6 protein-coding genes are annotated in these 13,586 nt (G+C 67.4%); 1 reads left to right on the top strand and 5 read right to left on the bottom strand.

The window, feature by feature from the left end:
* Positions 1-3 precede the first annotated feature (3 nt).
* Complete coding sequence (locus MEBOL_RS27025; protein ID WP_170115600.1) at positions 4-6,279, bottom strand: WD40 domain-containing protein; 6,276 nt, start codon at positions 6,277-6,279, stop codon at positions 4-6.
* A gap of 87 nt (positions 6,280-6,366) precedes the next feature.
* Between MEBOL_RS27025 and MEBOL_RS41980 the strand changes: the two genes are divergently transcribed.
* Positions 6,367-6,843: a hypothetical protein gene (locus MEBOL_RS41980; RefSeq protein ID WP_170115601.1), complete on the top strand. Its 477-nt coding sequence runs from the start codon at positions 6,367-6,369 to the stop codon at positions 6,841-6,843.
* Positions 6,844-7,599: 756 nt separating this feature from the next.
* Here MEBOL_RS41980 and MEBOL_RS27035 read toward each other — a convergent pair.
* The 4 genes from MEBOL_RS27035 to MEBOL_RS27050 all read right to left on the bottom strand — a co-directional run bounded on the left by MEBOL_RS27035 (position 7,600) and on the right by MEBOL_RS27050 (position 13,464).
* Positions 7,600-9,135 (bottom strand): aminopeptidase P family protein, encoded by a 1,536-nt coding sequence (locus MEBOL_RS27035; protein ID WP_095980159.1) that lies wholly within the window; start codon positions 9,133-9,135, stop codon positions 7,600-7,602.
* A gap of 34 nt (positions 9,136-9,169) precedes the next feature.
* The gene (locus MEBOL_RS27040; protein ID WP_095980160.1) at positions 9,170-9,934 is read right to left on the bottom strand and encodes a 16S rRNA (uracil(1498)-N(3))-methyltransferase; all 765 of its coding nucleotides are present in this window, start codon (positions 9,932-9,934) and stop codon (positions 9,170-9,172) included.
* A 17-nt stretch (positions 9,935-9,951) separates the two neighbouring features.
* Positions 9,952-12,129, bottom strand: coding sequence for a prolyl oligopeptidase family serine peptidase (locus MEBOL_RS27045; RefSeq protein WP_095980161.1), 2,178 nt, complete (start codon positions 12,127-12,129; stop codon positions 9,952-9,954).
* 78 nt (positions 12,130-12,207) lie between these two features.
* Positions 12,208-13,464, bottom strand: coding sequence for a hypothetical protein (locus tag MEBOL_RS27050; RefSeq protein WP_095980162.1), 1,257 nt, complete (start codon positions 13,462-13,464; stop codon positions 12,208-12,210).
* Positions 13,465-13,586: the final 122 nt, after the last annotated feature.

Genomic DNA, 13,586 nt, shown 5'->3' on the forward strand with positions numbered 1-13,586 from the left:
TCCTCACGGGTCCAGGGCTTCCGCGCGGCGGCGGAGCCAGTCAAAGAACGGCCGGTCCGCCAACCAGCGGCCCGCCTCGGTGCATAGTCCGGTGTCCACCAGCAGCGTCCGCTCCTCGGGCGGCAGCGCGTGGAACTCCGGCCGACGCTCGCGGTGGATGAAGAGCAGATTCCTCACGGACTCGGGGAGTTCTCGAAGGCGATCCGCAAACACTGCGGAGCGCTCGACTAGCAGGCGCTGATCGTACAGCTCGGCGAGCGCGGCTTTGTCGTTGAAGGGCTTGCGGTTACCAGCTTCGCGCGCAAAGTACAGCGCGTGGCCCATTGCCTGCAGATAGAAGGGCCACTCGCCGCACAGCTCCAAGATCCAGTCCGCCACGTGCTCCTGGATGAGGCCTGGGACCGCCTCCGTGAGAAAGCGGCGCGCCTCCTCTTGGGAGACGGGATCGAGCATGACCGAGGTGAAGTCGTTGCCGAAGGAGGAGCCGGGGCAGACCTCAGTGGATCGGCGAATGACCCGTACCCAGTCCCAGTGCGAGCCCGCGAGCACGAGGGATGCATGGCGCTGGCCCAGCTCGCGCAGCCAGGGGTAGAGCGTTTCGTCGCCCCGCTCAAGGGCGCCTACCTCGTCCAGGAGGTAGACATGGTGGGGGGCATTGGCCTGGGCGTGGGTTCTCTTGCCGGGCTTGCTCTGGGAACGTTTGCCCAGCTTCCGGAGCAGCTCGGCGCTAGGTGACGAGCCGCGTGGGGTGGAGGTTGCTAGCTCTGGCTCCAGCAGCAGCGCCAGCTCGTCGGCGGAGCGGGGCGGGCGCCCCTGAAGCGACTCGTAGTGGACTGTGTACCCTGCCTCGGAAAGGCGTTGAGACATGTACTCCAGTAGCCATGTCTTTCCGGCCCTGCGGGGGCCCAGGAGGATGGCCGGGCTGCGCCCTGTCACTAGCGCGAGCAACTCGCGGACAGTCACCTCTCGGCCCACGAGGTTCCCGTCTTCTTTGAGCGCTGATCCGGGCCGGAAAGGGGAGGCGGGGATCGTTTCGGCAAAAGAGGGCGGGGACAGGGCCTTGGGTGCTGTTTCGGGGACACGATATCGCTCTCCATCCCATGGCTCGCCGCTTGGCCAGCCTTGGGCGGCCAGCTCTTCTGTCAGCTCGCTGTTGTCTCCTGGCCTGCCTTCCAGCGCCGTCCTCACCTTGTCAGGTTGGTGGAATATGGCGCGCAGTGCCTGCGGGAGAGGGAGGTAGAGAAGCGTCGCGGGCCGCTCGGGGCGAGACACGGACAACCAGTGACGCGAGGGATCCCCGTTGAATAGGCAATAGCCGCTCGGTGTAGACGTCAGACTGCTTGAGCCCGCCACCTCCCACTTCACCAGCAACTGATGTTCCGCCGCGCTCCAGATGCACAATCCGTCCTTTCCCGCAGAAGCCAGCCGCCTTCCATCTGCGGACCATGCCACGGATCTAACACTGCCCTTGTGTCCCGACATGGAACTCAGCTCAACGCCAGACTCAGCGTCCCACAAGCGCACAGTGCCGTCTGCCCCCGCCGAGGCTAATCGCTGTCCATCCGCAGACCATGCCACGGAGAAGATTCTATCGATATGTCCCGATAGGGCGCGCAGTTCGCGACCGGACTTGACATCCCACAGTCGCACCGTTCCGTCATCTCCCGCCGAGGCCAGTCGCTGTCCGTCTCCGGACCAGAATATGGACCAGACACTGCCTTTGTGTCCCGACAGGGAGAGGAGGTCGCGACCGGACTTAGCGTCCCAGAGTCGCACGGTACCATCCTCCCCTGCTGAGGCCACTCGCCTTCCGTCCGGAGACCAGAATAGTGACCAGACACCGCCTTTGTGTCCCGATAGGGAGAGCAACTCTTGGCCAGACTCAGCGTCACGCAGTTGTACGATACCGCTCGCCCCCGCGAACGCCAGACGCCGTCCATCCGCAGACCATGCGACGGACCTTACACTGCGGTTGTCTCCCGATAGCGAGCGCAGCTCGCGGCCGGATTCGGTGTCCCATAGGCGCACGGTGCCGTCGTCCCCCGCCGAGGCCAGTCGCCGTCCATCCTTGCACCATTCCACGGAATAGATCCTGCCTTTGTGTCCCGACAGGGAGCACTGCTCACAACCGGACTCGGCGTCCCATAGGCGCACGGTTCCGTCCGATCCCCCCAAAGCTAGACGTCGTCCATCCACAGACCAAGACGCGGACGAAGCCCAGCCTTTGTATCCCGATAGGGCGCGTAGCTCGCGACCGGATTCGGCGTCCCACAAGTGCACGGTGCCGTCTGACTTCGCTGAAGCCAGTCGTTGTCCATCCGCAGACCAAGCTACAGACCAGACAAAGCCTTTCTGTTCTGACAGGGCGTGCATCGCGTAGCCAGATTCGGCATCCCATAGGCGCACAGCACCGTCCTCTCCCGCCGAGGCCAACCGCCTTCCGTCCGCCGACCAGGAAACGGACCAAATAGAGCCTCTGTGTCCCGACAGAGAGCGCAACTCCTGGCCTGACTCAGTGTCCCACAGGTGTATATGGCCGTCTTCACCTGCGGACGCCAGTTGTCGCCCGTCCGCTGACCAGGACACGGACCAGACACTGCCGTTGTTTCCAGATAGGGAACACAGCTCTCGACCGGATTCGGTGTCCCATAGGCGCACGCTGCCGTCGTCCCCTGCGGAGGCCAGCCTTCGCCCGTCTGCGGACCAGGACACGGAGAAGACTCGGCCTTTGTGTCCTGACAGCGAGCGCAGATTGAGGCCAGATTTGGTGTCCCACAGGATCACGGTGCCACCCGCCCCTGTAGAGGCCAGCCGCCGTCCGTCCGTTGACCAGGACACGGAGAAGGCCTTGCGTTTGTGTCCAGCCAGGGAGCGTAACTCGCGGCCAGTTTCGGCATCCCATAGGCGCACGGTGCCGTCAGCACCTGCGGAGGCCAACCACTGCCCGTCCATTGACCAGGATACAGACCTAACCCATCCTTCGTGTCCAGCCAGGGAGCGTAACTCGCGGCCAGTTTCGGCATCCCATAGGCGCACGGTACCGTCCTCGCCTGCGGAGGCCAGCCGCTTTCCGTCCGCTGACCAAGACACAGAGCGCACTCCTCCCCAGGAGTGGCCGGTAGCCAATCGCGCTTGAAACGACAGGGGCGCAATCCACCGTGTCGCGAGAGGGGGGGCGGGTCCTATGAGCGCCGCAGTCACCTCCGCGCCACCCAATTCGGCGCCCTCCCAGCGACTCTCCAACCACACGGACTGGGTCAGCGTCGCTCGGGAGAAGTTCGCGCCCACCGCATCGCACCGCGTCGCCTCTGCCTGGGTGAAGTCTGTCCCCGTCGCATTGGCGCCACGCAGTGCGGTCCCCTCCAGGCGCACTCCCACCAATACCGCACGGGAGAGATCCGCCCCCGCGAGGTCCGCGCCAGACAGATCCGTTCCCGCAAGCTGGGCTCCCTCCAGCAGGGCCGCTCCCAGGCGGGCGCCGCGCAGGTCCTCGCTCGTTAAATCCACCCCGCGCAGGTCGGCCCGCTCGGGGATCCACTGCCTCCCGTCCTGAGCCCAGACCGCCAATCCGTGAAGGAGCCGGAATGCATTGGCCGTCGCCGGGCCCGCTGTTCCTCCCGCCGCCCCCCTCGCTCGCAGCAGTGCCTGCAGGGCGAGCACAGCACGGGACTGTAGGGCCTCTCCCGTCCGGCGCTGTAGCACCTCTCCGAGAAACGCTGCCACCTCGCGAGTAAACGGGCGTGTGTCCAGCGCCTGCTCTGGCTGGGCCTCCAGGGTTTCCACTAGCGCCCGAGCGAGGAAGTACTCGAGGAAGGACTTGTGCGCGAACCGATAGCGCTCCTCGCCCTCGCGCACGAAGAAGGCACCTCCCTCGATGTCCCGGAAGACGGCGACGGGTGTCAGGTGATCGGGGAGCTGCTGGCCCATGCGCTCGCGCACGGTTTTCCGCAGCTCCCGCCACGAGCAAGACGTTCTGCCCGAGCGCCACAGCTCCTCCGCTAGCGCCTCAGCGAACTCTTGCTTCTGGGCATGGGTGAGGGATTCGCCGTCCTCCGAGGTTTGCGAGAGCCAGTGCCGCAGGTAGGCCTCGTAAATGTCCGCCGGTGCCACGCGTGCCGTGGGCGCGATGCGCTCTATGGATGCCAGCACCATGCCGAGCAGCAGGGGCCGTGTCACCAAGTCCATCAGATCATAGGTGTCTTGGATCCGCCTGAGCGCCTCGTTCACCTTCTGCTGCGAGGGCAGACTCTTCTCCATCAGCTCTCGGATCTGGCCGAGATCAAAGGGCAGGAAGGTGAGGCGGGTGAGGCCCGAGGAGGTGCCCAGCGCTTGCCGCAGCGCCTCGGCCGCAGTGGAGTGGAGCGTGGTCTCGGACTCGAAATAGTGCTCGCGCGAGGACACCACCACGCGGCCGGTGTCCTCCGCGACGCCGAGTAGCTCTGAGAGCCGCCCGGCCAGCCCGCCCGAGTCGAGCCGCGTGGCCATCTCATCGAAGCCATCAAAGACGGGCAGCACCTGCCGGGTCCTGATGAGCAGGCGCAGGGCTGCGCGATTTGCGGAGGTATCCTCAACGCCCGCAGCGTCTAGCAGTATGCCGTGAGCGTCGCTGCCGGTGGCAACGGAGGCGAGGTTGCACAGCAGGGGGCGCGGTCCCTCGTCCCGGCTCCACAATCGTGAGCACCACACCGCCAGGGTTGTGGACTTGCCGGCGCCGTATTCACCCAGGACCAGTGCCGTCTGGTCCTTTGAGTCAAGCCACTGGTCCAGTGCCTCCAGCGCGGGCAGTAGCGCCTCACCCACTCGCACAGTGGGCTGGACGAAGGAGCCATTCACAGAGGACAGTCGCTCGGCTCGGAGCGCCTCCACCCGCTCTCGCCCCTTCTCAAAGCGGGAGCGCAGGGCCTCAAGCCGCTTCCTGCTGGACTCGGTGGAGACGCGCTGTATCTCCACCTGCCGGAATTCCTCTTCCAGCGCGGACTGGACCTGCGGGCCGTGCCCTCTCCACCAACCGTCAGCCTCCCAGAACCGGATCGCCCAGTGCTCCCCCTCGTGGGTGATGGGGAGGATCGCGCCCACGGCCTGCCCCTTCACCGCCACGGCCATGGCCGCAGTGGGGCTAGGCGCTTCTGCCACGGTCAGCAGGAAGAGTTCTTGCGCGGCAAGGAGTGCGCCCCCACTGACCCCATCCCCATCATCAATATGGGAGGGCTCTGACGCTGAGTGGCGCGTACGCTCTTCCTTCTTCACGGCACGGAAGTCCTCGGGTCGTGGCCGGAAGCGGAAGACGAAACCTCCGCGCCGCAACTCACCCAGCGCCGCTGGATCGATCCCGGCTGGGATAGCCCAGCGCACTTCCTCCTTGAGCACTGGCTCGGAGAGCGCGGGGGTCGAGGGAGAGTAGCGCACCGCCTGACGCACGGACTCCAGTGCCGTACTCCCCGCCTTCGTCCACTCGCCAGGATCTGGCGGGCTCACCGAGGGCGCCGCCTCGTGGAGCCGCTGCACTAGCGGGCCTAGTCCGAAGCCGCGCCAGTCCTTCTGCCACTCGAAGAGCGCGTCCGCCGCGCCGCCGGCCAGCACGGCCCGTAGGGCGGGTAGTGGCAGCGCCTGAATCGGCAGGACGATCTCGCGGGTATAGCGGCGGAACTGCTCCATCGAGACGAGACTGTCTAGCTCCCTCACGAGCCGGCGGAGGCGCGCCTCGCGAGTCTTGTTGCTGGCGCCCGCATCCAGGAGCAGGGCTTGTGCCTCGGCGACTTGCTTCGCTATGGCATCCACCGCCTCGTCATCCTCGCGCTCCAGCAGAGGTTTCACCTGTGCGAGCCACCGCGCGTGGCGCTCACCCGCTGGCTGCACCGGGTAGACGAGCCCCGCTGCTGCGAAGGGGATAATGGGGCGTTTCTGGTCGTATCGAGTGGACGGCCCCACGCGCGCGAAGCCGAGATCCACGTCCGCGACGATGACGCCCTCGTCGCCTGGCTCCAGGTAGCCGGCGTGCTCGGGGAAGCGGCGCAGATCTCCGACGTGGCCCTCGTCCACGAAGATGGAGCTGCCGCCCGCGGCCTTCTTCCCCGAGAAGGTGGCCACGTCCGCCCAGAGCACTGGCCGCCCGTAGCGCTGAGCCTCTTCCTGCGCCTTGGCATGGAACTCTGGGATGGTGTGGAAGGGCGTGTAGCTCGGCACTGCCAGGAAGTGGCTCTGCTCCAAGGCTGTGGCCACGAGCTTGCGGTGGGCCTCTCCTTCACGGTGGAGGAAATCGAGGCAGATGAGGACGCCCATGGATCCGGGGAGCCCCTCGATCGGGATGGGGCGCCACGCTTTGCCTGGCCTCAGCTCCTGCTCCAAATCGGTGAGGGAGAGCTTGGGTTGGAGCCCGAGCAGGAGCCCGCGGTGGAGCACCGGGCAGACGGCTTGGCCGAGCGCTGGGGGCTGTCCGCCGAGCCGCTCGTAGACACCGGACTGCCGCGCGGGCCGGGTGACGGAGTGGGTCCCCGCTACGATGATAAGGTCCCCACCGGCGCGAGCCACCTGCTCAAGTATCTGCCAGGGCAGGCTGTACTCAGGGAAGACAATGAGTCGGACGCCCCACTGCTGGCACTGGCTGAGGATCGCCTGGATCTTGAGCAGGAGCTGTTCGCGATGGACGTGGGCAATACGAGCGCGCAACTCGCTGAAACGAGTGTTCAGCTCGGCTGGGGGCTCGCCGTCTGGGCGCAGGGCGTCCGAGAAAGCCAGCTCGAAGAGCGGATCTTCGAAGGGCGCCCGCCCTGGGATCGCGATGGCAGGCAGGCAGGCGATCTGGGCGACGGCGACGCGAGTATAGGCGCGAGAGGGCATAAGTAAGGGAAGAGCGCTGCAACCGGTCTGGTTTTCTAAACCACGGTTCGTGATTCTCGAACCGCCTGGAGGGTAGGCGGACGAGGGATGTTTTCGGAAGGGAGGAAAAGGTAGAAACCCAACCCGTTCAGCCTCTTGTGGGCAAGAACCAGAAGACGAGAAGAATTCTCCCCGAGAGCAAGATGAGACTGCGACTGTGAGCGTGCCGCAAGGGTGGGGGTGCCGTGAAACCGGGGCAGGCTCACCCTGGGGCGCATGTTCTTGTCGGCGCTCGGCGTCCAGGTCCTGCTGCTCGGCCTGTACCAGCTCCGGGCGATTCCCAGGTGCCCCTTTCCGTGCTGTCCAGCGGCATCTACCACGGCGTAGAGGTAGCGCGGAGCGCGAGGGGCAAGGACTACCGGCTCCTGCACGAGGACTCCGGTTGGAGGCCCTGGCGGCGGGGAGATCAGGCGTTCCACTCGCGTCCCAGGGACCGGGTGTACTTCTTCGCCAGCGTCTTCGTGCCCGCGGGCTTCAAGCCCCAGCACCCGGGAGACCGGGGCACCCAGCTCATCATCCGTTGGCTGCACGATGATCCGGTGAAGGGGTGGACGGAGTTCCTCGCCTATGACGACCTGTACCTGGGGCAGGGCGGCCGCGAGCGGGGCTACCGCCTGTTCGCGTACGTGACGAGCCCTCGGCCCGGAGACTGGCGCGTGTTCATGGAGACGGAGGACGGCCGGGAGGCGGAGCCCGGCTGTCCTTCTCGACGCGGGTTGAGGCTCAGCGCGCCTTCTCGCTCCAGAGCTGCTTCATCCAGGCCTCGACGTCGTCCGGCAGACGGGGGATGTCCTCGGACAGCACGCGGCAGCCCTTGGGCGTCACGAGCACGTCGTCCTCGATGCGCACGCCAATGCCCCGGTACTTCGCGGGCACCGTCAGGTCATCCTTCTGGAAGTACAGGCCCGGCTCCACGGTGAGCACCATGCCCGCCTTGAGCTTGCCGTACTTGTAGGCCTCCTGACGCGCCTGCGCGCAGTCGTGCACGTCCAGGCCCAGCATGTGGCTGACGTTGTGCAGCGAGTAGCGCTTGTAGAACTGGTGCTCCTCCTTGAGCGCTTCCTCGGGCGACATCTCGAGGATGCCGAGCGCGTGCAGGCCCTCGGCGAGCACCCGCATGGCCACGCGGTTGGGCTCCATGAAGTCGTTGCCCGGCTTCACCGCGTCGATGGCCCGATCCTGCGCCTCGAGCACCAGCTCGTAGATGTCCCGCTGCTCGCGGGAGAAGCGCCCGGAGATGGGGAGCGTGCGCGTGATGTCCGCCGTGTAGAGGCTGTTGCCCTCCACGCCCGCGTCCAGCAGCAACAGCTCGCCCTTCTTGAGCTCGCCATCGTTGCGCGTCCAGTGCAACACGCACGCATGGTGGCCCGCGGCGGCGATGGTGCCGTAGCCCACGTCGTTGCCCTCGACGCGCGCGCGCAGGTTGAAGACGCCCTCCACCTCGCGCTCGCTCCGGGCCGCCTTGAGCCGGCGGATGACGTCCTCGAAGCCCCGGTGCGTGGAGTCGATGGCCGCCTCCAGCTCGCGCACCTCCTGCTTGTCCTTGAGCAGGCGCATCTCCGACAGCGCCGTGGCGAGCTGCTTGTCGCGCTCGGCGTGCTCGGGCACCCCGCCGTCCACCTTCGACGAGTGGCCGCGCAGCACGCGCGCTGGCAGGGCCGCCTTGGCCTTGAGCCCCTCGAGCAGCGCGGGCAGCTCGGGCAGGCCGCGGGCCTCGTGCACGCCGAAGCGCACCTGGCTCTCCTTCACGCCCAGGCGGGGGCCCACCCACAGCTCGCCCTTCACCCGGTCCGTGAAGAAGGTGGAGTCACTGCGCCCCGGGTTGGGCTCCACGAAGAGGATGTCGGTGTGGCCGCCGCCCTCCTTGGGCTGGAGCACCAGCACGCAGTCCGGCTCCATGTTGCCCGTCAGGTAATAGAAGTCGGTGCCCGGGCGGAAGCGGTAGGTGGTGTCGTTGGCGCGCACCTTCTCGTGGCCGGTGGGCACGACGAGCGTTTCGCCGGGGAAGAGCTTGGAGAGCTCGCGGCGGCGGGCGGCGAAGGCGTCCGCGTGCTTGAGCTTGGGCGGCGGCTTGCCCGTCTGGGGCTTCCACCCCTTCATCATGAAGTCGAGCAGGGCGGGCGGCGGCACCGTGTCGTGGCTGGCGGGCTTCGCCTTCACCTCGGCCTCGGGGCTGACGAGCGACTGCTGCTCGGGCGCCTGCTCCTGCGCGTTCACTGCGGCTGCGGCGGCTTGGGCTCTGGATTTGCTCTTCGCCATGGTGGGTGACTCTTCAACAACCCATCCCGCCGCTTCAAGCCCGATGCACCAGGTTGTCCGCGCGGGTGTCCTCCCTCAACAAGGACAACTGCCCCAGGAGGACGGGGACGGCGGTTTCCACCCGGAGGATGCGCGGGCCCAGGGAAAACGGGCGGAACCCGTGGGCCTCCAAGAGGTTCGCCTCGAAGGGCACCCAGCCGCCGTCCGGACCCACCGCGAGCACCACGCGCGGCGCCTCCTGGACGCCCACCCGGGTGAGGGGCCGGGGAGCGGGCGGGTGGGGCAGCAACCGGAGCGCCTGGGCGCCGAACAGGGAGTCGAGCTCGTCCTCCACGAAGGGCCGGAAGCGCTCGCGGATGAGCACCTCGGGGAGCCGGGTGTCGCGGGCCTGCTCGAGCCCCTGGAGGAGCAATTCCTCGATGAAGGCGGCGTCGAGCACCTTGGAGTCGAAGTAGCTCTTCTCCACGCGGGCGGCGTTGACGAGCACCACCCGGTCCACGCCGAGCTGGGCGGCGGCGGGCAGCACGCGCTTGAGGGCCTTGGGGCGGGGGATGGCGAGCAACAGGTCGACGCCCGGGCGGGGCGGGGGCGGGTCGGAGAGGGTGACGCGCAGGCGCAGGAGGCCCGGGGTGTTCTCCAGCACCTCGCCCGTGCCCACGAGCCCGCCCACCTGGCCGACCCGGAGGGTTTCCCCGGGCTCGGCGCGCAGCACCTCGCGGGCGTGCTGCGCGCGGCGGCCAGTCATCTGGACGGTGCCATCCGGCAGGAAGTCCGCGTCTTGGAGGAGCAGGAGGTTCACGCCCTCCCGTGTCTAGCCTACTTCGCGGGGGATTGGGTCGCCGGAGCCTTCACGGGCCGGTACTTCACGCCCAGCTCATTGAAGAGGAAGGCGTAGACGTCCACGTTCTCCGCGATGGTCTCGGACAGGGGGCTGCCGCCGCCGTGGCCCAGGGCGTTGGTGCGCAGCAGCACCGGCCGTTTGGTACCCGTGGCCTCCTGGAGCCGCGCCACCATCTTGCGCGAGTGGAACGGATCCACGCGCGGATCGTTGTCTCCCGAGGTGAACAGGACCGAGGGGTACTGCGTCTTGTCCTTCACGTGGTGGTAGGGCGAGTAGCCATACAGCGCCTGGAATTGGGCGGCGTCCTTCACCGTGCCGTACTCGGTGGTGTTGAACTGCCCATTGGGCGTGAGCTCCACGCGCAGCATGTCGTAGATGCCCACGCGCGCCACGACCGCGCGGTACATCTCCGGGTGCTGGGTGAGCGCCGCGCCCATCAGGAGGCCGCCGTTGCTGCCGCCCTGGATGGCCAGACGCGCGGGCTTCGTCCACTTCGTGTCCACCAGCAGCTTCGCGCAGGCGTAGAAGTCATCGAAGACGTTCTGCTTCTTCGTGAGATAGCCCTGGGTGTGCCACGCCTCGCCAAACTCGGCGCCGCCGCGCAGGTGGGAGATGGCCACGATGCCGCCCTGCTCGATGAAGGCGTGGTGGAGCGGGTTGAGGCCCGGGGTGAGGGAGATGCTGAAGCCGCCGTAGCCGGTGAGCAGCGTGGGGTTGTTTCCGTTGCGCTTCGCCTTGGCCGAGCGCAGCACGTCGAGCGGTACCTGGGTGCCATCCTTGGACTTGCACTGGAGCGTTTCCACCACCACGTCCCGGGTGTCCACGGGCGAGGTGCGGCCGAGCGCCGTCTTCGTGAGCGTGCCCTCCTTCGCCGCGTAGCGGTACACGGTCAGCGGCTGGGTGTAGCTGCTCAGCGGCACGAGGAGATCATCCCCCTCCAAGGGAATCGCCCCCATGGAGGACACCGGCGGCGTGGGCACCTCGCCGAGCGCCTTGCCGTCCAGGCCCACCATGCGGATCCGCGTGGGGCCTCCGAGCTGTTCGAGCAGGTAGACGCGGGTGGCGCCCGCGCGCAGTCCCGCGAGCGAGGACTCGCCCTGGGGCACCAGGACGGTGGCCTTGTCCAACGACGGCGTGGCGAGCGGGATGCGCAGCAGCTTGCCTCGGGGCGCGTCCTGGTGCGACAGGGCGTAGAGGGCCCCGTCCGGCCCGAAGTCCGCGTGCACGAGCTTGTCCTCGAAGCGGGAGACCTGGGTCCAGGCGCCCTTCGCGCCGCGCAGATAGAAGGCGTACTCGCCGCCGTCACCATTGCCGAGGCGGGCCAGGGTGAAGGCTCCATCGTCGGAGCTCTGGAGCGTGAAGAAGGCGATGCGCGGCGCGTCCTTGCCCAGCTCGTGGGTGTCCTGCGCCGTGGGCGTGCCGAGCTTGTGGAAGTACACCTGCTGGAAGAAGTCGCGGTCCTCGGCGGGGCGCTCCTCGCCGGGGTAGCGGGTGTAGAAGAAGCCCGTGCCCTCCGCGTTCCACGCGAGGTCTCCTCCGGCGGTGCCTCCCGACACGCGGGGAATGGTCTCGCCCGGCAGGGGCTTGCCCGTGGCCACGTCATAAATGGTGACATCGCCACTCTCGGTGCCGTCCTTGGACAGGGACACGGCGACCTTCTTGCCATCCCGCGAAGGGGCGAAGAAGTCGATCGTGGTGTGGCCACTCGGGTCCAGCTCCATCGGGTCCACCAGCACGCGCGCCGTGGAGGGGTCGTCCACGGAGGGCAACACCACGAGCGCGGCCTGCTGCCGGGGGGGCTGGAACCTCATGGAGAAGAGGACGCCGCCCTTCTGCTGCATTCCGAAGTGGGCGGGGGACTGATGGGAGAGGAGCCCGGTGATGCGCTCGCGGATGGCGTCACGCGAGGGCAGGGCATCCAGCACGGCGCGCGTGTAGGCCGTCTGTCCGGCGACCCAGTCGCGAACCTGGGGGTCCCCGCTCTTCTCGAGCCACTGGTAGGGGTCCGCCACCTTGACGCCGTGGTAGGTGTCCTCCACGGGCTCCTTCGCCGCGACGGGAGGCGGAGGCACGGCGTTCTTGGGGGCGGCCAGCGGTGAGAGGGGGAGCAGCAACGACAGGGCGGCGAGCACCGGTTTCGAACGAGGGGGCACGAAGCCTCTCCGGGGTAGGGGGTCGAGCCCCGGAGCCTGCCACGTGCCGCCTTTGTCGCGGCGCGTCTTTTCGGAGGCCTAGAACAGACGCAGGGTGGTGTTCTGGTTCACATTGCCCGCGCGCAGGTTCTTCAAGGGCGTCACGGTGTAGCCCGCGACCGCCGCGCAGCCCGCCGCGGAGCCGATGGAGCGCATCTGCGCGAGGTTCGAGGCATTGCGCGGACGCAGCACGATGCCGTTGAAGTCGATGCTCGTGCCGCGATCGCCCGAGTCGAACGCCGTGGCGACCTTGTACCCGATGGACAGCGTGAACCCGTCGCCGGACAGCTCCGTGGTGGTCGTCTCCGACGCGCCGTTGTTGGCCACGTTCGCCGGGAGGCTGCCCGTCAGGCCGTTGCCATTCGTATCGGGCGCGTTCGCGGTGGCGAGCTGGCAGTCCTCGGTGCGCGACACGATCTCCACCGGACGGTTGAAGGTGACGACGAGCTTGCCGCCCGCGCCCAGGAGCACGCTCGGGTCATCCACGTTGGAGCGCACGGCGTAGAGGAAGGTGTCCGTGGACGCGGCATCGGTCGCGAGCGCGATGCGCTGGTCGGCCTGGCTCACGCCGGCCACGAAGTTGCCCTGTCCCGCCAGCACCCGCGAGTCCAGCGGCTCGTTGAGCACCGCCTCGCAGTGGTACTCGGCGCCGTTGACGAGCTGGGCGCCCGGGATGACCGCCACGCCATCCTCCCCCGTGGTGGCGCTCACCGTGGTGGAGCCGGTGTTCTTCGGGGTCAGGAACTCCCCCGACGTCTGCAACGAATTGCCCAGGGCGCTCGCCGGCAGGTACTGGCAGAGCAGCTGCACCTTCGGCACCGGTTGATTGTCGAGCGTCACGTTGAACCGGTAGTCCACCGAGAAGCCCTTGGGGAACATCCGGATGTTGCCCACGTACTGCGAGTGCTCCACGTCCTCGGAGAGCAGCGGGTAGGTGAACTCCCCGACGAAGCGCTCGTAGCCCGGCGCCTGGGCGAAGAGGGGGATGGGCATTCCCTCGGGGATGTCCTCGATCTGGAAGCACCCATCCGCCTCGATGGCGTTGTCATCGTTCAAGTCGCCCTTGCCACAGGGGACGGCCCGGCGGAACTCACCATTGATGAGCGCGTACACCTGGCTCTTGCTGTCCGCGTCGTCATCGATGTTGTTCTTGCCGTCGGCCTTGAAGAAGTTCAGGCGCTGACCGCTCTGCCCATCCACGACGAAGCCCACGAGCCGGCCATGGTTGGCTTCCCAGTCGCAGCCCGCCAGGGACAGCAGCGAGAGCGTCAGGAACTTCCGAGTCAACCCATTCATGAGGAACCCCCTTGGAAAAACGATGAAGGGCGGGGTGCTTAGTCGACTTTCAGACGGGCCGCCATGGGCTCCAGGGCCTCTCCAGAGAGAATCCTGTCTTTTCGGGAGTGTTGGCTATTTGA

This window comes from Melittangium boletus DSM 14713 (assembly GCF_002305855.1).
GTDB lineage: Bacteria > Myxococcota > Myxococcia > Myxococcales > Myxococcaceae > Cystobacter > Cystobacter boletus.